At 30.5% G+C, this 23,498-nt stretch carries 21 protein-coding genes; 18 read left to right on the top strand and 3 right to left on the bottom strand.

Annotation, left to right across the window (positions count from 1 at the left end; translation table 11 throughout):
• Nucleotides 1-76 precede the first annotated feature (76 nt).
• Genes ACJDT4_RS16395 through ACJDT4_RS16385 form a run of 3 tightly spaced genes read left to right on the top strand, consistent with a single transcriptional unit; the run spans nt 77 to nt 3,141 of the window.
• Nucleotides 77-1,504 carry an NAD(P)/FAD-dependent oxidoreductase gene (locus ACJDT4_RS16395; RefSeq protein WP_406788663.1) on the top strand — a complete coding sequence of 476 codons (1,428 nt, stop codon included), beginning with the start codon at nt 77-79 and terminating at the stop codon, nt 1,502-1,504.
• Nucleotides 1,505-1,520: 16 nt separating this feature from the next.
• Complete coding sequence (locus ACJDT4_RS16390; protein WP_406788662.1) at nt 1,521-2,774, top strand: NAD(P)/FAD-dependent oxidoreductase; 1,254 nt, start codon at nt 1,521-1,523, stop codon at nt 2,772-2,774.
• A 1-nt stretch (nt 2,775) separates the two neighbouring features.
• Entirely contained in the window at nt 2,776-3,141 is a 366-nt protein-coding gene (locus ACJDT4_RS16385; protein ID WP_406788661.1) for a DUF1667 domain-containing protein, read from the top strand.
• A gap of 344 nt (nt 3,142-3,485) precedes the next feature.
• Here ACJDT4_RS16385 and ACJDT4_RS16380 read toward each other — a convergent pair whose 3' ends face one another.
• The 3 genes from ACJDT4_RS16380 to ACJDT4_RS16370 form a co-directional block, all read right to left on the bottom strand.
• Nucleotides 3,486-4,961 carry a methyl-accepting chemotaxis protein gene (locus ACJDT4_RS16380; protein ID WP_406788660.1) on the bottom strand — a complete coding sequence of 492 codons (1,476 nt, stop codon included), beginning with the start codon at nt 4,959-4,961 and terminating at the stop codon, nt 3,486-3,488.
• 139 nt (nt 4,962-5,100) lie between these two features.
• Complete coding sequence (locus ACJDT4_RS16375) at nt 5,101-5,253, bottom strand: hypothetical protein (RefSeq protein WP_406788659.1); 153 nt, start codon at nt 5,251-5,253, stop codon at nt 5,101-5,103.
• A gap of 57 nt (nt 5,254-5,310) precedes the next feature.
• Entirely contained in the window at nt 5,311-6,003 is a 693-nt protein-coding gene (locus tag ACJDT4_RS16370) for an HAD family hydrolase (RefSeq protein WP_406788658.1), read from the bottom strand.
• Nucleotides 6,004-6,156: 153 nt separating this feature from the next.
• On the opposite strand from ACJDT4_RS16370, the gene ACJDT4_RS16365 reads away from it, so the two are divergent.
• The 15 genes from ACJDT4_RS16365 to ACJDT4_RS16295 all read left to right on the top strand — a co-directional run bounded on the left by ACJDT4_RS16365 (nt 6,157) and on the right by ACJDT4_RS16295 (nt 23,479).
• The gene (locus ACJDT4_RS16365) at nt 6,157-7,296 is read left to right on the top strand and encodes a hypothetical protein (RefSeq protein WP_406788657.1); all 1,140 of its coding nucleotides are present in this window, start codon (nt 6,157-6,159) and stop codon (nt 7,294-7,296) included.
• Nucleotides 7,293-7,988, top strand: coding sequence for a response regulator transcription factor (locus ACJDT4_RS16360; protein ID WP_406788656.1), 696 nt, complete (start codon nt 7,293-7,295; stop codon nt 7,986-7,988). The genes ACJDT4_RS16365 and ACJDT4_RS16360 overlap by 4 nt, the downstream gene beginning before the upstream one ends.
• 78 nt (nt 7,989-8,066) lie before the next feature.
• Nucleotides 8,067-8,990, top strand: a complete 924-nt coding sequence (locus tag ACJDT4_RS16355; protein WP_406788655.1) for an ABC transporter ATP-binding protein — start codon at nt 8,067-8,069, stop codon at nt 8,988-8,990.
• Nucleotides 8,983-9,756 (top strand): ABC transporter permease subunit, encoded by a 774-nt coding sequence (locus ACJDT4_RS16350; protein WP_406788654.1) that lies wholly within the window; start codon nt 8,983-8,985, stop codon nt 9,754-9,756. Before ACJDT4_RS16355 ends, ACJDT4_RS16350 begins: the two co-directional genes overlap by 8 nt.
• 20 nt (nt 9,757-9,776) lie before the next feature.
• Entirely contained in the window at nt 9,777-10,676 is a 900-nt protein-coding gene (locus ACJDT4_RS16345; protein WP_406788653.1) for a sensor histidine kinase, read from the top strand.
• Between the two features lie 216 nt (nt 10,677-10,892).
• Nucleotides 10,893-11,747 carry a BglG family transcription antiterminator LicT gene (gene licT / locus ACJDT4_RS16340; RefSeq protein WP_406788652.1) on the top strand — a complete coding sequence of 285 codons (855 nt, stop codon included), beginning with the start codon at nt 10,893-10,895 and terminating at the stop codon, nt 11,745-11,747.
• 261 nt (nt 11,748-12,008) lie between these two features.
• Nucleotides 12,009-13,892, top strand: coding sequence for a sucrose-specific PTS transporter subunit IIBC (locus ACJDT4_RS16335; RefSeq protein WP_406788651.1), 1,884 nt, complete (start codon nt 12,009-12,011; stop codon nt 13,890-13,892).
• Nucleotides 13,893-15,362 carry a glycoside hydrolase family 32 protein gene (locus ACJDT4_RS16330; protein ID WP_406788650.1) on the top strand — a complete coding sequence of 490 codons (1,470 nt, stop codon included), beginning with the start codon at nt 13,893-13,895 and terminating at the stop codon, nt 15,360-15,362.
• Nucleotides 15,363-15,535: 173 nt separating this feature from the next.
• Nucleotides 15,536-16,360 (top strand): CPBP family intramembrane glutamic endopeptidase, encoded by an 825-nt coding sequence (locus ACJDT4_RS16325; protein WP_406788649.1) that lies wholly within the window; start codon nt 15,536-15,538, stop codon nt 16,358-16,360.
• A 166-nt stretch (nt 16,361-16,526) separates the two neighbouring features.
• A complete protein-coding gene (locus ACJDT4_RS16320; protein WP_406788648.1) occupies nt 16,527-17,387 on the top strand; it encodes an AraC family transcriptional regulator in 861 nt (286 codons plus the stop codon).
• 182 nt (nt 17,388-17,569) lie between these two features.
• Entirely contained in the window at nt 17,570-19,081 is a 1,512-nt protein-coding gene (locus tag ACJDT4_RS16315; RefSeq protein WP_406788647.1) for an Ig-like domain-containing protein, read from the top strand.
• A 296-nt stretch (nt 19,082-19,377) separates the two neighbouring features.
• Nucleotides 19,378-21,471 carry a BglG family transcription antiterminator gene (locus tag ACJDT4_RS16310; protein WP_406788646.1) on the top strand — a complete coding sequence of 698 codons (2,094 nt, stop codon included), beginning with the start codon at nt 19,378-19,380 and terminating at the stop codon, nt 21,469-21,471.
• A 2-nt stretch (nt 21,472-21,473) separates the two neighbouring features.
• Nucleotides 21,474-21,758: a hypothetical protein gene (locus ACJDT4_RS16305; protein ID WP_406788645.1), complete on the top strand. Its 285-nt coding sequence runs from the start codon at nt 21,474-21,476 to the stop codon at nt 21,756-21,758.
• Entirely contained in the window at nt 21,755-22,072 is a 318-nt protein-coding gene (locus ACJDT4_RS16300) for a PTS sugar transporter subunit IIB (RefSeq protein WP_406788644.1), read from the top strand. The genes ACJDT4_RS16305 and ACJDT4_RS16300 overlap by 4 nt, the downstream gene beginning before the upstream one ends.
• A gap of 78 nt (nt 22,073-22,150) precedes the next feature.
• On the top strand, nt 22,151-23,479 hold the full coding sequence (locus tag ACJDT4_RS16295; RefSeq protein ID WP_406788643.1) for a PTS sugar transporter subunit IIC: 1,329 nt from the start codon (nt 22,151-22,153) through the stop codon (nt 23,477-23,479).
• Nucleotides 23,480-23,498 lie beyond the last annotated feature (19 nt).

The raw sequence follows: 23,498 nt of genomic DNA, 5'->3' as shown, positions 1-23,498 counted from the left end.
GCATAAAAAAACAAGGTGATTTATCATCTGTTTTTAGCTTGGCTTTTTTTATTTATCACAATAAGGAGGATGCAATATGTATGATGTTGCAATAATTGGAGCTGGTGTTATTGGGTGCTCTATATTCAGAGAGCTAACTAAATATAATTTAAAGGTAGTTGTTTTAGAAAAAGAAAAGGATGTTTCAATGGGAACAAGCAAAGCAAATTCAGCTATAGTCCATGCTGGTTATGATCCTAAAGAAGGAACCTTAATGGCAAAGTACAACGTAAAAGGCAATGAAATGTTTGAAGCCTTATGCAGAGAATTAAGCGTACCGTTTAAAAGAAATGGATCATTGGTTTTAGCTTTTAATGAAGAAGATATGGAAACAATAAAGAAGCTTTATGAAAATGGAACTAAAATAGGAGTAAAGAATTTAAAAATTTTAGCTAAGGAAGAGGTTTTAAAAATGGAGCCAAACCTTAGTGAAGAAATAAAAGGAGCACTCTATGCTCCAACTGGTGGCATAGTGGGACCTTTTGAATATACGATTGCACTTGCTGAAAATGCAGTTCAAAATGGTGGAGAAATTAAGCTGAAAAAAGAGGTTGTTTCTATAGAAAAAAAGGATGTATTTAAAATTGGCACTAGGGATGGAGATATTATTGAAGCTAGGTTTATTGTAAATGCAGCAGGAGTTTATGCAGATAAAATTCATAATTTAATTTGCAGAGAAAGTTTTAAAATAACTCCAAGAAGCGGTGAGTATTTTGTGATGGATAAAAGTCAAGGAAAAGTAGTGAGTCATACAATATTTCAATGCCCATCAAAATTAGGAAAAGGAATTTTGGTAACTCCAACGGTTCATGGAAATTTGTTAGTTGGTCCAGATGCTAGGGATATAGAAGATAAGGAGGATTTAGGAACAGAGGCTAAGGGCTTAGATGCTGTAAGAGAAGCTTCTATGCGTTCAACTAAAAAGATTAACTTTAGAGAAACTATAAGAAATTTTGCTGGACTTAGAGCTAATCCAAGTACGGAAGATTTTATAGTTGAAGAAAATGATGAAGTTAAAGGATTTGTTGATGCAGCAGGAATGAAATCACCAGGGTTATCTTCAGCACCTGCTATTGCTCTAGATGTGGTTAAAATATTAGGTGAAGCTGGCTGCACGCTAGACAAAAAAGAAAACTTTGAAGCAAAGAGAGAACAAATTCATTTTATGGAATTATCAGCCGAAGAAAAAGCTAAATTAATAAAGGAAGATCCTAAATACGGAAGAATAATATGCAGATGTGAGAGTATAACAGAAGGAGAAATTGTTGCTGCAATAAAGAGAGGCTTTGGAGTACTTTCTTTAGATGGAATCAAAAGGAGATGCAGACCTGGTATGGGAAGATGTCAAGGTGGCTTTTGTGGTCCAAGAGTTCAAGAAATAATTGCAAGAGAATATAATATACCTTTAGAAAGTGTGGAGTTAGAAAAGGATGGTTCTTATATCTTAGTGGGGAAAACTAAGTAGAAGGTGAGGGATAGCTATGAATTATGAATTAATAGTAGTTGGTGGAGGACCAGCGGGTCTTGCAGCAGCGTATGAGGCATACAATAGCGGAATAAAAAATATTTTGATTTTAGAAAGAGATAGAGAATTAGGTGGAATATTAAATCAGTGTATTCATAATGGTTTTGGACTTCATACCTTTAAAGAAGAACTTACAGGACCTGAATATGCAGATAGATTTATAGAAATGGTTAAAAACACTAATATTGAGGTTAAGCTTAATACTATGGTATTAGAAATAACTAAGGATAAAAAGGTTTATGCAGTAAATTCAGAGGAAGGGTATATGGAGCTTCAGGCTAAGGCTATAATTCTTTCAATGGGTTGTAGGGAAAGGACAAGAGGTGCCATTAATATACCTGGAGATAGACCATCTGGTGTATTTACTGCAGGTGCAGCTCAAAGGTATATCAATGTAGAAGGATATATGCCCGGCAAGGAAGTTCTTATTTTAGGTTCAGGAGATATTGGACTTATAATGGCAAGAAGAATGACGCTTGAAGGGGCAAAGGTTAAAGCAGTTGTTGAGTTGTGTCCATATTCAAATGGACTAAATAGAAATATAGTTCAATGTCTAAAGGATTACGATATACCATTATATTTATCGCATACGGTAGTAGATATTATAGGAAAAGAAAGAGTTGAAAAAGTTATAATAGCTAAAGTAGATGAAAATAGAAAGCCAATTAAAGGAACAGAAATGGAATTTGCTGTAGATACCTTGTTATTATCAGTTGGACTAATTCCAGAAAATGAGCTTTCCTCTAAAGCGGGAATAGAATTAGATAAAAGAACAAATGGTTTAAGTGTTACTGAAAGTATGGAGACATCTGTAGATGGAATATTTGCTTGTGGTAATGTAGTGCATGTCCATGACTTAGTTGATTTTGTAACAGAAGAATCAAAACGCACAGGTGCTTCAGCGGCGAGATATATTAAGCATGAACTAAAAAAAGATAAATATGTAAATATAATAAACGGCAAAAATGTAAATTATACAGTTCCCCAAAAGCTTGATGTAGATGATGTTAAAGATAAATTAACTATATTTATGAGAGTGAACAATATATATCATAACAAAGTCTTAGTAGTTAGAAGTGGAGAGGAAGTTATAGCTAAATTTAAGCGAGAACATTTAGCACCATCAGAAATGGAAAAAATAATTTTAAGCAAGGTAATCCTTAACAAGATTAAAAATGATGTAACAATATCATTAGAGGATGGTGAGTAATATGGAAAGAGAATTAATATGCATATGCTGTCCAAGAGGTTGTCACTTAAAGGTTGATGATAAAAGCTTAACTGTAAGTGGAAATAGCTGCCCTAGAGGAGCAGAATATGGAGCTGGCGAGGTTACAAATCCTGTTAGAATAATAACTTCAACAGTTAAGGTTAATGGTTCCGATATACCCGTAGTTCCAGTAAAAACCGAAAAAGCAATCCCAAAAGGAATAACTATGAAATGCATGGAGGAAATTAATAAAGTTACTATGACTGCTCCTGTTAAGATAGGAGATGTTATTATAAAAAATGTGCTAGGTACAGGCATTAATGTTGTTGCTACTAAAAATGTTTCTAAAAAACAGAGTGGAGAGTAAAAGAGAAGGTAGATTTACCTTCTCTTTTACTTAGATAAAGCTTAGAACTTATTGGACCAATTTTATTTATATTTTTATAATACGAAAAATAAATAATGGATTATAAAAATTCTCACCCAAAATTCCGTAGGTACGGAGGAATTTTTTCCTTGCATTACCGCGTAAGGGAAATAACAGTGATGAAGGAACGATTAAAAAAAATCCTAATAAATCTTGGCTCGAAAATTGTAAAATGCTTAGATATTTCAATCTGTTTGAGCGATAGCGAGTTATTGAAGTATCTTAGTATTTTACAATTTTTAAGCCTTAGATTTATAGGACTTTTTTTATGTTACAAAGCACTGTTATTTCCCTATTTTTGTTAGGTTTTCGCTTGAAATCTGTATCTTTTTTATATGTTCATATAAATCTTGAATTGATGCATTTTGATTTTCAAAGGTTGCAAACATTTCCTCTGTAGCGGCAGAATTTTCTTCTGATATGCTTGCTATATTTTCTGATTCCGTACGTACCTTTTCAAATATAGATTTTGTATTATTAACCATGTCCAGTTCTTTTTCAATATAATCGTCAATTGTTTTAAAGGAAGCTTTTATATTATTAAAGCTATCATTAACTTCATGGCCCATTTGTGTTCCAACTTTAACTGCATCATTTCCATTTTGTGCTGCTGAAATGACATCATCTACTTTCACTTTTACGTCTTCAATAATTTTATTTATTAGCTGCACAGTGTTTGTACTATCTTCAGCAAGTTTTTTAATTTCATCAGCAACAACAGCAAAACCCTTTCCGTGTTCACCAGCTCTAGCAGCTTCGATTGAAGCATTGAGGGCAAGTAAATTTGTTTGGCTGGCAATTTCAGTAATGCTTACTAGGAAACTGTTAATGCTTTCAATGCTTTCTTCAAGATTACTGATTGTGTTTAAGGAAGTTTTTACGGTGGTATCTATTATTTGCATTTGACTGCTAACGTTGCCCAGTTTATCTGATGCGGCAATAAGAATATTTGTTGATTCTTTTGATACCTTTGACATTTTATTTGAAAATTCAGCAGTTTTGTTAAGTTTGTCATCGGCAGCATTGATAGCTTCATTTATCTGTGAAATGCTCTGCGCTTGATTTGTAACACCGTTTGCTACCTCTTGAACTGTAGCTGTTAATTCTTCACTTGAATTTTTGGTAAAGTCAAGGTTATTCATGCTATCAGTAATATCGTTATGAAGGTTCAAAGTATTATCACTAATGGATTTAAGAATATCTTTTAAATTATCAGAATTTTTTTCTGCATGTGCTTCTTTCTTAAAGGAATTTTTAATTAATTCATGTCCCCATTTTGTTACAAAGAACAAAAGTATCATACAAATGTTTAGTATACCGAAAGTTAAAACAAAATCAGGAAGCTTGGCAAAATTAGTAACAAGATATAATATAATAGCACAAATATCATATATTATACCTCCCATTACAATAAATTTTTCGTTAAGATAAAGAGCAGCATAGCAGATAATTATGAATAAATATATTAGGTGTATGACTCCCATAGTTGGTCCCATTTTCATGAGTGAATTTAGGTACATAGCAACAAATTTAGATAAACACATTATACCAGCTATTAAATATCCATTTTTTTTGAAATAAAATAATATGGTAGGAACTATAATACCTATAAGTTCAATTGTGATTTCAAAGCTTGAGGCAATCATAAATTTGGAATTTGTAAAAAGTTCAACTGATCCTACAAGAAGAATAATCCAAGATAAAATTATTAGTATTTTATTTACTTTTCTTACGTGGTCTTTTAATGCACTGTTTTCCATAGGTTCACATCCTTATAGTTTATTTTTGTTTAATGAGCATTGAACTAAAAAATTACTAGCACGATACCCCATTATTATCCTATAAGTTTTATTATACCTCCATTTTGTACAAATTTGTAATAATTTTTGATGATAATTATTAAAAATATGTAACAAAAAGCAGTTTAAATATCTGGCAATAAATGCAGCTTGTAGTTTTCTTACTTCTTCTTTTAAATAAGCTAAATACAACTCTACTGTCACCAGCGTTTGAGCCAATATGATTATCTAAATCTACTAATGCTTGGTCCATACCGCGTTTTCTATTATAATTAAATTTATCTTTTATCATTTTCTTTAGGAAAGGTCTTTAATGTATAGAAACACTATCCCCTATAACAAACACATTTCTCTTGTTTAGTGAAATGATTTTCTCTGCTATTTCATCTACAGTGTTTACAATATAGTTGGCCCCAGCTTTTTGGAGTTCATTATAAGAACCAAAGCCATAAGTAACACCTATGCAAGCTAAGTTGTTATCCTTTGCACCTAAAATATCATGTTCTCTATCACCAATCATCAGTGCTTCGCTCGCTTTAATTTTATTTTCCTCTAAAGCAAATTTTATTACATCAGCTTTTTTGCTTCTTGACCCGTCTAGTGTACTTCCAACTACAGCATCAAAAAATTTAATTAGATTAAAATGAACTAATATTTTCTCTGAAAAAACAGTTGGTTTTGATGTAGCAACAATCAAATGCAATCCTACTTCTTTTAATCTTGTTAGCATGGATTCTATGTTAGGATAAACTTCATTTTCAAATAATCCTTTTTTACTAAAATATTCTCTGTAGTATTTTACCGCTTCTTCAGCTTTGGTGTCATCAAAATTGTAATATTCCATAAAAGAATCTTTTAGTGGTGGACCAATGAATTTTTCAAGAGAATCTAAGTTTTGAACTGATATGCCAAATTTGTTTAGTGAGTATTGGACAGATTTTGTTATTCCTTCTTTGGAATTTGTAAGTGTTCCATCTAAGTCGAATAATATGTATTTGTACATTGAAAATTCCTCCATTTTTTAATTTTAGTATATAAAGATATTTTAGCATAAGGGCTTATTTTAAATATAGTTTATAATAAAAATTAATGTTAAACTATACAAAAATATAGTAATATAATAAGATAAATACATTTAGTAAAAGGAGATAAAAAAGTGAAAAGATTTATTAAATGGATTTTTGCTAGTATGATTTTATTTTTTATAGGAATAAGGTTTTTTAACAAGAATTTCATATCAGAATTTATATTTTTTCTATGCTTTCCTTTGGGATTGGCAGTGTGCATCATAGTTAGAGAATTCAGTTACATATTATTTGGGGCAATTAATGGAATTTGCCCGCACATAATATACTTTGGACCATTCACATTTTTTAAAGCTAAAGGTAGGTTAAAAGTAAGGTTTAAAATGAAATGGCACCAAAATTTTTGTGGCAATATTTCTGGAGTTGATTTGCCTCAAATTAATTCAGAAGAAGAATTTCAAGCAGTAAGAAAAAAATTTGTTATGGCTTACATTGAAAGTATTTCTATGAGTTTTATATTTAGCGTAATACTTATAGTTTTAATTTTTACATGTAACCAAATAAGTGATGGTTATTTTAAAGAGTTTTTAATAATCACAGCTATAATGTCTACAATATTTGGAATAATATCTATGCGTTATGGAAGAGGAAAAAAAGTTAAAACTATAAAAGAAAATGAAATGGAAGCAGCATATGAGTTGATATTGACGGTACAAAATTATAAAGGCATTGAAAAGTTAAAGGATTACAAGTATTTGATTACTGCAATCAAAGAAAATGTAAAAAGTATTGCCTATAGGGATTTTCAAAATGACATTGGAAAAGAAATATTTTTTAATACATTCATGATTATATATCATGTTAAAGGAATTGTAGATAAGCTACCAGATAATACTGTAAAGTCTATGCAGTATGTTATTCTAAAGAAAAATGATATTATAAATGACAGCAAATTTAATAAAAGCAACAAGTTTTATCTTCTAGACTTTATACATAGTATTATTTTGTATTTGGAACTTATAGAAGGAAAAAGGGAACAAGCATTAGACATGTACAATTTTTATGAAAAAAATTTAATGATGAGAAACAATGAATATATAATTTATACTCTTGAACTTCTTAAATATACAGTAGATATAACTGATAATTATGATTATATATTAGAGTTAAAAAATAAGATTGGTAAAGATTTATATTTAGGAGAAGGTGCATATGAAATAGATAAAAAAATATTTGATTTAAAAAACAGTCAAAGAGGTAATGATAAATGAAAGGAAATATAAATATTTTAATTGCAGAAGATGATGTTGATATAAATAATTTGCTAAAAAAAATTCTTACTAAAGAAGGCTATAATGTAAGATGTACATATTCTGGTTCAGAAGCTGAAATGTGCCTTGAAAGATATGATTTTCAGCTAATTTTACTTGATTTGATGCTTCCTGGAGTAACTGGTGAAGAACTTATAGCTAAAGTAAGAAAAATTAAAACTATGCCGATTATAGTCATATCAGCAAAGATAGGACAAGATGTTAAAATAGATGTGCTAAAGCTTGGAGCAGATGATTTTATGTCCAAGCCTTTTGATGTCAACGAAGTACTTGCAAGAGTTGAAGCCCAGCTTAGAAGATACATGATCTTTTCTAAGGCAAATGGAAGCCAAAATATTTTAAAATATAAAAACCTGATATTAAATAAGGAAACTCTTAAGGTTGAGGTAAAAGGAAAAGAGATTTATTTAACTGCAAAGGAACTTTCAATACTTGAAATGCTTTTAAGTTATCCGAGTAAGGTTTTTACAAAGTCAAATTTATTTGAAACTGTTTGGGGCGGTAACTATATGGATGACGATAATACTATAAATGTCCACATTAGTAAAATTAGATCTAAGATAGCAGAAGTTGATCCAGATACAGAATACATTCATACAGTTTGGGGAATAGGCTTCAAAATTGGAGATTAGATTTAATACTTTCTTAATACTTTTTTAAAACTTTCTTGTATTTAGTAGCTTAATATACAAGAAAAGGAGTTGATTTAGATGTCTGAGGTTGTGCTAAGAACTAAAAGTTTGACCAAACAATATGGAAATCAAATTGCAGCTAATAATTTGAATATTGAAGTAAAAAGAGGAGAAATTTACGGACTTGTTGGAAAAAATGGTGCTGGTAAAACTACTTTACTTAGAATGATATGTGGACTTTCAAATCCAACTAGTGGAGAAATTGAATTGTTCAATGAAACTTCTAAAGAAGGTTTAGGCAAGGCTAGGATGAGAAGTGGCAGTATAATTGAAACACCTTGTTTTTTTCCTTATTTATCTGCAAGGAAAAATCTTGAATATTACAGGATTCAAAGAGGTATTGTGGAAAAGAATATAACTGATTTTGCACTTGAGTTTGTTGGACTAAATGACACAGGAAATAAAAAGTTTAAGAATTTTTCCCTTGGAATGAAGCAGCGTTTGGGATTAGCTTTAGCTATAATGGCAAGTCCAGATTTGCTTATACTGGATGAACCAATTAATGGCCTTGATCCAGAAGGAATTAAGAAAATAAGGGATATTTTACTTAAATTAAATAGAGAAAAAAACACCACCATAATTATATCAAGCCATATATTAGGAGAATTATCTCAGCTTGCAACTAACTATGGTTTTATTAATAAGGGGGAACTTGTAGAGCAAATATCTGCTAAAGAATTAAAGGAGAAATGTAAAAACTGTCTATCAATCAAAGTTAATGACACAGAAAAGGCATCTATTGTAATTGAAAATGAATTTGGATGTAGAAAGTATGAAGTTAGAAGTGGTAATGAAATAAGATTATATGAAAAAATAGATGAACCTGATATTGTATCTGAAATGCTTATTGAGCGTGGAATAAAATTATTTTGGATGTATCAAATGGGCTTTAATCTAGAGGATTATTTCATTAATTTGATTGGGGGCAATAAAAATGCTTAATTATATAAAAGCAGAGCTTTACAGAACCTTTAATAGAAAATATTTTTATTTCTTTACTGGTATACTTGCGGCATTAGCGTTGGGGGTAAATATTTTATTAAAACTTGTTGGAACAAAGGATAATGTAACGCTTATAAATGCTATAGCAGTACCTGTAACTGATTATTTACTGCTGTTTCCCATAGTATTACTTGTTATGATAGTAGATATGATTTATACCGAGGAATATAAAAATGGAACATTGAAAAATGTTGTTAGTTTTGGAATGTCAAGAAGCAAACTTGTTTTTGGCAAGTTTATAGCAATTATTATATTAGCCTTTATAACCTACTTTTTTGCACTGATTACATTTTTTATAAGCAGCGCAGTAATTTTTGGAATTGGGCATTATTCTAATCGGATTAGCCCTAGTACGTATTTTAATATAATTGCAACTAGATATTGTGCGGGAATTTTACTTTGGGTTGCAGTTATAGCTGTAGGCTTGCTTATTAGTATTTTTGTGAATAGTTATAATTCGTTTATTTATAGTTACATTGGTATATTTCTAATTTTACCAATAGTTATTAACCTTCTGTCACGTATTATAGATAAGAATATTGCTAAAATTAATTATTTTTTAATAACTGGCTGCATTAGTTTAGTTAGTACTTATAACGGGGTTAATAAAGGAGACGTTTTTTGGGCTGTTGCTGTTGGATTAGTATATATTGTAGTATGTTTAAGTTTAAGTGTAGTATGGTTTTCTAAAAAGGACGTTAAGTAGCAATAAGATGGGGTGATTTAGTGGAAATATTAATAATCATTATAATTGTAGTTTTGCTCATATTATTTGTCGCCCTATATACTTTTTTAAACAAAGAAATTGGTAACATAGCAAACATGCTTAAAGAAATTAATAATACGGAAACTAATTTAAAGGTATTAATGTCATCATCTTCTAAAAATCTTAAAAGTTTAGTATTAGAAATAAATAAAAGCCTAGATGAAAAAATTGAAACTAAAGTACAATATAAAAAAATGAATTCAGATATGAAAGAGTCTATCGCTAATATATCACATGATCTTAGAACCCCACTTACTTCAATAATAGGATATATGCAGTTAATAGAGGATGATAATTTATCTGACAGCGAAAAAAAAGAATATATTGAAATAGTAAAAAAGAGGGCTAAAAATCTTCAGGGGTTGATAGAAAACTTTTATGATCTATCAAGGCTGGAGTCTTATGAATATAAATTTAAGGCTGAAAGCATAGATTTGTCTAAAGTTTTATGTGATATATTAGCTTCCTTTTATAATGATTTTTTAAAGGCAGGAATAGAGCCGTCTATTGAGATAGATAAAAAGCTTCCGGAAATAACTGCAGATGAAAATGCTGTAAAGCGTGTAATTTCAAATTTAACTTTAAATATAATAAGACATGCGAAGAAATCAACTAAAATAAGTTTAAAAAATCATGGGGACTTTGTTATAATGAGTTTTAAAAATGCAGCACCGGATTTAAAAAAAGAAGATTGTGAGCATTTGTTTGATAGATTTTTTATGGCGGATAGAACGAGAAATGGGAATAATACAGGTCTTGGACTAACTATAACTAAGGAATTAGTTGAGCAGATGGGAAATTCAATTTACGCAGAGCTTATTGATGGAAATTTAAGCATAATAATAAAATGGAAAATATAAATTTTTTAATGAACTGTTGACATTGGATAGTGAAAATGTTATCATCAATAAGTAAAGTTAATATAAGGGATTGTAACTGATAAGCAGGCAAAACCCAAATTAAAGTAAATTATATGTGATATAGTTTGTTTTAATTTGGGTTTTACTTTTTTGAGATTTTTAACTTCGTATATAATATGTTACAATTTTTATAAGTTTGCTTACGGAGTGATAAAAATGATTATAAAGAAAATACTGAACAATAATGCTGTTACAACATTAGATGAAACTACAAAGCTGGAAAAAGTTATTATGGGAAAAGGAATTGCCTTTCAAAAAAAGGTTGGTGATATCATAAATGAGAGCAAGATAGATAAGGTGTTTGTAATTGAAAATGAAAATGAAAACGAAAAATTTCAAGCGCTTATTCATGAAACTCCCATGGAATATTTAAAAGTTTCAGAAGCAATAATAAGCTTTGCAGCTAGAAAACTAGAAACTAAGTTTGATGAACATATTTATATAGCGTTGACAGATCATCTAGCCTTTGCCATTAAGCGGTATAAACTTGGCATTGAAATTAAAAATAATATGCTTTGGGATATACAAAGAATTTATAAAAAAGAATATAGCATTGGTTTGTGGGCTTTAGAATACATTGAGAGAGAACTTGGAATAAAGTTTAATGATGATGAGGCAGGCTTCATTGCTATGCATTTTATAGATGCTTCTTTAAATGAAAATATGAATAACACTATAAGCATAACAGAAATAGTTCAAAGAATTTTAAATATAATAAAATATTTTTATTCAATAGAATTTAATGAAAATGATATTTCCTATGATAGGCTTTTAACACATCTTAAGTTTTTTGCGCAAAGAGTGGTTTCTAAAAATGACACATATGATGATAATGATGAACATTTTTTAGAAGTTGTTAAAAAGAATTATAAAGAAGCATATAAATGCACAATCAAGATTAAAGCTTATATAGAAAAAAATTATGATTATTATGTGAATGATGGAGAATTGGTTTATTTAACCCTTCACATTCAAAGAATACTGTCAAGTTTAAGACACAAAGAAAGTTAATATTGGGATTGTTACTGTAAAGTTTAACATATAGCAGGCAAAACCTAAATTGAATTATAGATAAACCGCTTCAACTATTGAAATTCATGTGCACCATAATGCCCAGAAGACGACATTTTGGTACAAATAAATTTCAAGTTTCAGGGTGGTTTATCTTTAAATGTACTTTAAAGAGTATGTTTAATTCAGTTTAGGTTTTTTTTTATAAACTAAAATTGTTATTTAAAGCAAAATCTAATGAAAATGGATGGAGGAAGGATTATGGAATATAGTAAAGCCGCAAAGGAAATACTAGTTCTTTTGGGTGGAGAAGAAAACATAATAAGTGCAACACATTGTGCTACAAGACTTAGGCTTGTCATAAAAGACGAAAAGAAAGTGCAAGCAAAGAAAATTGAAAAGTTAGATGATGTTAAAGGAGTATTTACAAGCTCTGGTCAATTTCAGATAATAATAGGCCAAGGCAAAGTAAACAAGATGTATAGAGCTCTTGTTGAAGGAACTAAAATTAATGAAGCGAGCTTAAGTGATACAAAACAAGCTGCTATGAAGAATATGAACCCCTTTGAGAGATTTGCAAGAATGCTATCTAATATATTTGTTCCAATAATACCTGCAATAGTTGCAAGCGGTCTTCTCATGGGACTTTTGGGAATGTTCAATACCTTTCATTGGGTAGATTCTAAAAGTGGAATATATGTACTCTTAGATATGTTTTCAAATGCTGCATTTGTATTTTTGCCAGTATTAATTGCATTTAGTGCTGCAAAGCAATTTAATACAAATCCTTTTCTTGCTGCGGCATTAGGAGCTATAATGATACACCCCAATCTTCAAAATGCGTGGACATTAGGCTCCGGAATAAAACAGACAATTAATGTTTTTGGGCTTCACATAGGAATGGTTGGTTACCAAGGAACAGTGCTTCCAATACTTATATCTGTATGGGTTATGGGGTATATAGAAAGAGGTGTAAGAAAAATTGTACCTGAGGTGTTAGATATTTTAATAACACCATTTATAACCTTGATGGTTACAGCTTTCTTTGCTCTAATAGTAATAGGTCCATTTGGAAGACTTATAGGAGATGGAATTTCCTTTGGACTTCAGCATTTATACAACAGTGCGGGTTTTCTTTCTGGAATATTATTTGGAGGACTTTATTCTCTCATAGTTATAACAGGAGTTCATCATAGTTTTCATGCTATAGAAGCAGGTCTTCTTACAAATAAATCAATAGGAGTAAACTTTCTTTTGCCAATATGGTCAATGGCAAATATAGCTCAAGGTGGAGCAGCACTTGCGGTTTACTTTAAAACAAAAGATAAAAAAGTAAAAGCAATCGCAGCACCAGCATCATTTTCATGCTTACTTGGAATTACAGAACCAGCAATTTTCGGAGTTAACCTTAGATTTGTAAAGCCTTTTATAGCTGGAGCTTTAGGTGGTGCAATTGGCGGAGGTTATGTAGTATTTATGAAGGTTGGAATGACAGCTGTTGGAGTTACAGGCATACCAGGTGCAGCTATAGTTAGGCAAGGAAATATTGCAAATTACTTAATAGGGCTTGTGCTTGCCTTTGCTTCGGCATTTATCATTGGAAGTATTCTTGGAATTAAACAAAAGAATGAGGAGAATAGCGAGGAAGATATAATAAAAAATGATATTAAAGCTGATGAGGCTTCAAATAAAATTGAAATGCTGGCAGCTCCAATTAGCGGTAAAGTTATTCAGCTTAAGGAGGTTCCAGATCAAACCTTTGCAGATGAACTTCTTGGAAAAGGAATTGCAGTTGAACCTGAGGATGGCATAGTTGTTTCTCCAGTGACTGGAACAATAGTACATTTGTTTGAAACTAAACACGCTATTGCTATAAAGACAAAAAGTGGAATGGAAATTTTAATTCATATAGGTATAGATACAGTTAAGATGAATGGAGAAGGCTTTGAAGGGTTTGTAAAGGATGGAGATGAGGTTAGAAAAGGACAAAAGCTAGTTCAATTTAATCTTGAACTAGTAAAAGAAAAAGCAAAATCTCCAATAACAATGCTCATAGTAACTAATTCTGATGACATGAAATTTGTAAGCACAGAAAAATCTGGTGAAATAAAAAATGGTGAAGACCTAGTTAAGGTTGAGATATAGATGGATAACAAAGAATTTTTAAAATTAGTAAAAAAATATGAAGATAAGTATGAAAAAGTAGTAGAAAATGATTATTATAGACAAAACTATCACTTAATGTGTCCAGTAGGCTTTATGAATGATCCCAATGGTTTTATTGATTTTCAAGGAGAGTATCATTTATTTTATCAGTATAACCCGGCTTATCCTGAGCCTAATAAAATAGTATGCTGGGGACATGTAAAAAGCAAAGATTTAGTAAATTGGGACAGGCTACCTCCAGCTTTGGCACCTATTGATTGGTATGATAGTCAAGGCTGTTATTCTGGAAGTGCTGTAAATGTTAATGATGAACTTGTTTTAGTATACACAGGTAATGTAAAAGATATAGCTGGAAATAGAGAAACGTATCAGTGCCTTGCAAAAACATTAGATGGGGTAAGCTTTGAAAAGGATAAAAAAAATCCAGTTATAAGTAATCAGCCAGAGGGCTACACAAGACATTTTAGAGATCCTAAGATATGGCAGCATAATGATTTTTGGTATGCAATAATTGGAGCCCAGACAGAAGAAAAAAGGGGAGCTGCAGTAATATATAGTTCTAAGGATTTATATTCATGGAACAAAATTGGAGAGGCTGCAGGTGCTAATCTAGGGAAACTAAGTTTTTTGGGATATATGTGGGAATGTCCAAACTTATTTAGTATAAAAAATAAGGATATACTTTTATTTTGTCCACAGGGGGTTAAAGCTGAAGGGGATTTTTATAATAATATATATCAATGTGGGTATTTAACTGGAAAGTTAGACTATAATACAGGTAAAATGAGTTATAGTGATTTTACTGAGTTTGATAGGGGCTTTGAATTTTATGCACCTCAGGTAACTAAGGATAGCAAAGGAAGAACACTTGTTATTGGATGGATGGGACTTCCTGATGAGGAGAATAGTCCAACTATAGAAAAACACTGGCTGCATTGTTTGACTATTATTAGAGAACTTCAATTAAAAGGAAATAAAATAATTCAAAAGCCAGTAGAGGAAATGCGTCTGTTAAGAAAAGATGAAATGGGATATGACGGAATAATTTTGAACAATGAAGAGATACAGCTTAAAAATATAGAAGGAGATAGTTACGAGCTTCTATGTGAATTCTTTTATGAAAATGTTCAAAGTTTTGGGTTAAAATTAAGGTGTAATAAGGACAAGAAAGAAGAAACTTTATTTTATTATGATAGTGAGGAAGAAAAACTTGTTTTAGATAGAAGTAAAGATGGTTTTCATAAGGATGGAGTTAGGAAGTGTAAGGTAAAGGCTTCTGGCAAGTTAAAACTAAATGTATTTATGGACAAATCTTCTGTTGAAATATTCGTAAATGATGGACAAGAGGTTTTTACTTCTAGAATTTATCCAAGTAAGGGTAGTAATGATGTGATTTTTTTCGCGCAAAATGGGGAAGTAAGCCTTAATGTAAGGCATTGGACAATTTAGAAATGTGTATCTTAACTTTTTGATTTTTAGGCTATGTTTTAAATAAATGGTGATTTTTCCATTCATTTTAGACATAGCTTATTTTATTAATATTGCTACTTTTAAAGAGTTGACAGAAGGTAAACCGAGTATAATAATGAAATAGAAAATATAAAGTTATGGGGAGTAAGCTTATGGGAGAAAAGTTAACTTTACGAGATAAATATTTAAAATTAAAAACTGGTGTTAGAATTTTAATTTGTTTTGAAATTATTATTATACCTACTATTATATTTAGCATAATATTACCACCATCTCTTAGCAAGTATACACAAGAAATAATGTTTATTGCAGTTCCAATTTTTATGTGGAAGGTTGTAGAAGGAAAATCGCTTAATAAGATGGGTTTTACTCATGAAAGAAAATCAGTTGGGGATTTTATAATTGGATTATTATTTGGAGTAGCTAGTATAAGTGCTGTTTTTGTTATACTTTTAGCTTCAGGGAATATTTCTTTTGCAGGAAGTATATTTAAGCCGCATATTACTATAGGAACGCTGCTTGATATAGTGTTATTTATTATGGTTGGATTTGCAGAAGAAATATTTTGCAGAGGATACTGCCTAAGAAGCATTTATGAGAAAAATGGCAGTTTAATGGCTGTAATTATATCTTCTGTAATATTTTCTGCACTTCATTTTGGCAATCCAAATGTAACTCCTCTTTTTTTCGTTAATGTAGTTTTGATTGGTATACTTTTTTCATATATGGCATTAGAAATCAACATATGGCTTCCCATAGGCTTTCATGCAATGTGGGATTATTTTGAGGGAAATGTGTGGGGGCTTCCTAACAGTGGAAATTTAGTTAGGGGGATATATGATACAAAGCTTACGGGCATTAACATTATCAATGGTGGATTAGTGGGACCAGAAGGTGGACTTGCAGTTACGTTGATTATTTTAATAGGATTCTTAATCGTTTATTTGATAAAGGATAATAAAGAATTAAAGAGCTAAGAGCTTTCACTGTGCTCTTAATGTTTAAAAATTACTTGTAAAACCTCTAAAGGTGCATTATGAAACCTTCATGTAGTTGCCAAATAAAGTCTGTCATTCTTAAGCAATGCAGGACAGGATACTTTTTTTTATATAGCTTATAATTTGTTTTGAAAGGAAGAGATAAATGAACTGGATAGCAGATATGAATAATGCTTTGGATTATGTTGAGCAAAATTTGGATAAGGATATAGCTTCGGAGGATGTTGCAAAAGCTTCACATATGTCAAAATTTCATTTTCTTAGGATATTTAAAATATTAACTGGCTTTACAGTTGGAGACTATATAAGGGAAAGGAGATTGTCATTATCAGCTAAAGATGTTGTCTCTAGTGAACTTAAGATAATAGATATAGCCTATAAATATGGTTACGAAACACCAGAAGCTTTTGCAAAGGCATTTAAAAGACTACATGGAGTTTCTCCGTCTGAAGCTAGAAAAAACAGAAAGAATCTTAAGGCTATCCCACCAATATCTTTTCAAATAACAGTAAAGGGAGAAGAAAAGATGAATTATAAGATTGAAGTTAAAGAAAGTTTTAAAGTTGTAGGAATAACAAGACGTTTTAATAGCAAAAATGGAGATAATTTTAGGGGTATACCTAAGTTTTGGGATGAGGTTTGTAAAAGTGGGAAATATGATATACTTGAAAGAAATCAAGGTAAGCTTGGAGTTATGGGAGTTTGCAGCAACTTTAATATGGAGACGCAAGATTTTGATTACAGCATAGTAGTTGAAGGTGACAAGCTTTGTGGCATTGATAATTATAGTGTTATAGAAGTACCTAAACTTTCTTTTGCAGTTTTTGAAAGTATTGGACCGATGCCGGATGCTTTGCAAGAAGTTACAAGAAGAATTTTTTCTGAGTGGTTTCCAGCAACAAAATATGAGCATGCAGATGGACCAGAATTTGAGGTGTACTTGCCAGGAGATATGCAGGCAAAGGATTATAGAAGCGAAGTTTGGATACCGGTAATGGAAAAGTAAATAAGACTATATGTTCATGCTTAATTCAACTTTCAAAGTTTTCTATTAGATTAAATAAAAAAATTAATATGATGTATAATTTGGTAAGATATCAATTTTACAATATTTAATATGCAGTTTATTCATGATATAATAAGCATTAGAAAATAAACCATACAAAACATAAATAGGGGGATGTACTTATGAAAAATAAAATTTTTCCTGCAGTATTTTTAGTTTTTTTTCTTTTGCTTACATCTAAGGTAAAGGCAGTTACTTTTACTGATAATCAAATAGTAGCTTCAAACAAAATTTGGACAATAAACTTTAGTGATGAGGTTGGATTTGATGCTGCTACAAAAAATGATATTACTGTAAGGGATGATAGCGGAAACAGTGTGCCTGTACAGTTGATGGTTGATAAAGGAAATAATAAAAGTATAAAAATTAATCCACCTTCAAATGGGTATACGCCAGGTGGAAAGTATACTTTGAATATAGGAAATAATGTTCATTCATCAAAAAGCAAAAATGTAAAAAATAAAATTACAATGCATTTTTCAATAAAAAGTGATGATGTAAATTATAAAATAGGAGACAGTATAAGATCACCTGAAAGTGATGAAAAATTTGAAATTTTAGATATAAAAAAGGCTGATGTAGATGGTGATTCTAAAAGTGAAGATGTAATATTAGCAGGATTATGTGAAAATGAAGGTTACTATGATAGGCTTTATCTTATTCTTTTAGACCCGGAAACTGGTGCATTTAAGAACTATAAATATATTGAAGAGGGGGCTGAAAAAAGTAATACAGGAATATATTTAAATGATTATACAGGCGATGGAGTACAGGATATAAGATTAAATCTTTATCCTGGAGGAAATTCTTGTGATGGAATTCCAATGATATTTTCAGATAAAAATAATGAACTTAAAGAATTAGATTTAGGCAGCAGTCCTTTTGATTACGAGATGTCGGGAAAGCGTATTGCTAAAATAACGCTTCATTCTGATAATAGTTCATATACAATAGATTTATCAAAGGATTCATCTTGGATGGAGCAAGTAAATAATGGATCTGATAATGATCTATATGTTGGATTTGGTCCAAACATTAAAGATGGCACGGATGAAGATGGAGTAGGGATTTTTACAACTAACCACGCTATTTCAGGTGCATTTCATGCGGATATAGTTGCAAATGTTACCACAACATTTAAATATAATGAAAATGAACAGAAATTTGTTCCGGTAAATCAGAAAATTACAAGCCAATATCCGTGCACAAAAATTCAAAGTGATTATCTTAAAACCGAGGATTATAAAAATCAGAATGCAGATATAGAAATGGAAATATCAAGTGCTTATACAGATGGGAGCGGTAATAAATTTATTAAAGGATATTGTTATAAGCGTTTATCTGCTGAAGAACTTGTTCAATATGAAAGAACTACGGGAAATGAAGTTCAGGATTTATATTATGATGAAAATGGAAATCCAAGTATTGATGATGATGGTGACGATATTCGTATAAGTGATGATTTTATACTACCAGTTGATGATAGTGCTAAAATCTATAAATTTGATATTTATTCTGGAGCTAAAAGCGAAATAAGCTTTTCGAGTTTATCAGCATATCAATATAAAAAACCTTTTCAAGTTACAATATCAAATGGTAAGGTGTTAAGCATATCAGAAGAATATAGACCTTAAAGATTAATATATAAAGATAAACTACTCTGAAACTTGAAATGGTTTATCTATAGTGAAATTACTGGGAAAATTTAAATCCTAAGCTTATGCTATAAATAAAATATTTATGGTGTAAGCTTAGGGTTTGTTTTTTATCTATAATTCATAAAAAAATGTCACTGCAATTATGACAATATGTGATTATGTTTAACTTGTATAAATTGGTTTTTCAACTATATAATAGATATCGAAGGGTGGTAAGCAAAATTTAACTAAGAACATTTTAAATCCTAAATTTATAGATAGGTGATTTAAAAATGATAAATTTAAATTCCAGACAAATAGATTTACTGATTAGGCTTACGGCAAATGAGAAGGTCAGCATAGATGAATTTTCTAGAGATTACTTTATAACAAAAAGAACTGTGTATAGAGAGATATCTAAAATCAATAAGTACATTGAAAAATTTAGCATAAGAGTATCAAATACAACTAAAGGATTGGTTTTAGATGGAACTTATGAAAATATAATAAATTTAAAATTAGCTTTGCCATGCTGTAGATCCATAATGAAAGCTAAGAATATCAAAAATGCAATTCTGGTAGAACTTCTACAATCAAAAGACCCAATAAAAATTCAATACTTTGCTAGTAAGTTTAGAGTATCAAATACAACAGTAAGTAATTATTTAAATGACATAAAGGAATGGCTTAGAAGTAAAAATATTGATTTTATATCAAAACCGGGAGTTGGTATTTATGTAAAAACAGATGAGAAAAATATAAGACATGCAATAATAGATTTATTATATAAAAATTATAATACGGATGATTTAATAGGTTTTATGCAGAAAAATTATAATGAAAATCATAACGAAGCATACAATTCAGTTGATGAATTAAACATAAGACTTTTAAATATTATTGATTACAAAACAATTTCAATAATTGAGAAAGCACTTATAAAAGTCAAAATAACGATGAATTATCAAATTGAAGATAGGCTTTATATTGAACTTATAGTACACCTTGCATTAGCAATCAAAAGATTGGAGAAAAATGAGAAAATTGATATTGATGCAATCACCCTTGAGAAGCTTAAAAATTCTAATGAATATAATTTGTCACAGAATATTGCAAATTGTATTGAAGAACAAATTGGAATTAAAATACCGGATGAAGAAATAGCATATATTGCTGTACATCTTCAAGGACTTAGAGGAGGAAGCGAAAGTTTAAATTTAAATGGAGATTATCTAAATTCTATTGTAGAAAAAATAATAGATGAAGCATCAAAAATTTTTAATATGAATCTTAAAAAAGATTTAATATTGAAAAAGGATTTAAGTATGCACCTTTTATATTCAATATATAGGCTTAAATGTGGATATATTATAAGAAATCCACTTATCTTAGATATAAAGAGGCAGTATAGTGATATCTTCAATAAAAGTGAAAGGGTACTCAAAGTACTGCAAAATGAGCTTAAGAAGGATATAAGTGAGGATGAAATTGGGTATATAACCATGCATTTTGCGGCTTCTATTGAAAGAATGAAGAGCAAACTTATTAAATTTAATGCACTTTTGGTATGTTCAAATGGTATAGGAATATCAAGAATGCTTGCAGTAAAGCTTAAGAAAGTTCAGGAGCTTAATATAATAGCGGTTTCTTCTGTATTGCAGCTTGATGAAATGATAAAAAACAATAATATTGATGTCATTATATCAACAGTTCCAATAAAAAGAAATGATGTTAAGGTTATTGTGATTAATTCTCTATTTAATGAAAACGATATAAAAAAGCTTGAAAGCGAACTTAATATTAAAATATCTATAAATGAAGAGGATAATGAAAACATTTTTCAAGGTAACATGGATAAGTTAAAAGCTATAAGCTTATATAGTTCGGAAGTTAATAGTATAGTAAAGAATACATTTTTTACACAAATTTCTTCAAGGAGAATAGGCGGAATAATAAAAGAACTTTTAAACTGTGTAAAAGAAAACGGACTTATTAATGAATTAAGATATAAAAATATACAAGCTCTTTTAGAAAGTAAAGAGAAGCAGTCAACTATAATACTTCCTAAAAAAAAATTTGCAATATATCACTGCGTAAGTGAAGATATAAAGGCGGCAACGGTTGTCGTTGGAAAGCTTGAGAAGCCTATAAATATGGTGAATTTGATGGATAAAAATGAAAAGGTAACCACAGCTTTTTTAATGATAGCTCCTTCTAGTAGAAAAGAAAGCCTAGAGGTGATAGGCGATCTATCTACAGCAATAATAGAACAGGCAGATTTTATACAAAGAATCAATGAAAGCTCAAATACACAAAGCTGCAGAAGAATCATTGAAGAAGCACTTTTGAAAAAGCTTTATTATCAGATTGAGAGGGTGATTAATTAGAAATGAAGAATAATAATTTACTTTATGTATCTAATAAACCTATAAAAGCATTTTTATTTTTACTTAGCCTTCCATGGTTCATACTTTCAATAAAACTTATTGTTAACAATAAAGTTGCTTCAGGAATAAAACTATTTATTTTTGGAAATGTGTTTCTTGCTGTAATGTTTGCAATACAGTTTTATTTTAGAAAAATGCTAGTTCTTTATCAAAAAAACTTAGACAAAAGTTCAAATAAATATAAAAAAAGAAAATTTATTAAAAATAGAGGAGGAAATTTAAAATGAAAGCTATTATTTTATGTAGTTGGGGTGCAACGTCAAGTTCTCTTGCAAAGGCTGTTACTGATGAAGCCAAGAAAAGAAATTTAGACATAACTGTTGATGCAGGTGGAACTGGAGAATTTAAAAAGAAGGCAGAAAATTATTCTGTAGCACTACTTGAACCGCAAGTAAGACATCTTAAAAAGGAAGTTGAGGCTGCTGCAAGCAAATATGACATACCGGTTGAAATAGTAAACATGCAGGCTTTTGCAATGCTTGATGGAGCTAAGGTTTTAGATCAAATAGTTGAACTAGCTAAAAAATCAGGAAAGCTATAAGAGCGTATAAAATTGATTTAAAGAGGAGCCTAATAGCTCCCTTTAAAAATATAAATAAAACCTAGGGAGGTCAATTTTATGGAAGGAAATAAGTTCATGAATTGGATGGATGAGAAGCTAATGCCTATTTTGGCTAAAGCCGCACAAAATATATATCTTCAATCTATCCGTGACGCTTTTTGTGTATTCACATTACCACTTATTATAAGTGGTGCGATATTCCTTATTATTGCAAATCCACCAACGGCACTTGGATGGGGGGTAATAAATGCTTGGGCTAATGCAATTAAACCTATTCAAGATCAAATTAATATTGCGTTTAACTTAAGCTTTGGAATAATGGCAATGGCAGTTGCATTTGGAACCGCTTATAGCCTTGCTTCAAGGTGGGATATGGATGAGGCCTTATGTGGAATGCTATCGCTCGTTTGTTTCTTCATTGTATGTTTTCCAGCAACAGATGTTAATAAAGTTAAATTTGGTGATGTACTTAATTATTTAGGTTCACAGGGATTATTTATAGCAATAATTTTAGGTATAGTAACTACAACTGTAATGAAATTATTTACGCAAAAGGGACTTATAATTAAGATGCCAGCAGGAGTTCCACCTTATGTTGTAAGAACCTTTAGAGCACTTGTTCCTTTCTTTGTAATGATTACTGCATCATGGGCACTTGAGTGGGTAATATGGGCTAATCTCCACATAACGCTGCCACAACTTGTACTTGATATATTCAAACCCCTTGTTGCTGTTTCAAATACTTATCCAGCAGCGGTACTTGAAATAATCTTAATGATGCTTTTATGGTCACTTGGTATTCATGGTATGAATGTCGTATCCTCTGTGGCATATCCTTTCTGGACAGCACAGCTTGCAGCAAATACATCGGCACTTAATCATCATCAAGCTTTACATGGTATAATAACAGAACCATTCTTTCATATGTTCACACATATAGGAGGATCAGGACTTACATGGCCACTTGTAATAATGTTTTTGTTCTCTTCATCAAAGCAGCTTAAAAGCATCGGAAAGGTTGAACTTATACCTGCAATCTTTAATATAAATGAACCTCTTATATTTGGTGCACCGCTAGTTCTAAACCCAATACTCTTTATACCATTTGTACTTGCTCCAGTAGCAGCAGTAACTGTAAACTATATAGCTTTTGCAGCTAATATTGTCCCTAAGATTGTTATGCAGCCTCCATTTACCGTTCCAGTTTTCTTTGGTGGAGTAATTGCTACAGGTGGTTATTGGCAGGGCGCAGCACTTCAACTTGTAAATTTAATTATAGCTGCAGTAATTTATTGGCCATTCTTTAAAATGTATGAAAAACAACTTGTAACTAATGAAAAGAAAGCAGCTGCAGAAGTACAAGCAGATAATGGAGTAACAGAATAATATAAAAAACAGTTAAGGA

Origin of the sequence: Clostridium neuense, from assembly GCF_045310695.1 — a bacterium.
In the GTDB taxonomy this organism is placed as follows: domain Bacteria; phylum Bacillota; class Clostridia; order Clostridiales; family Clostridiaceae; genus Clostridium_S; species Clostridium_S neuense.
This window is presented reverse-complemented; position numbering and strand designations above follow the sequence as displayed.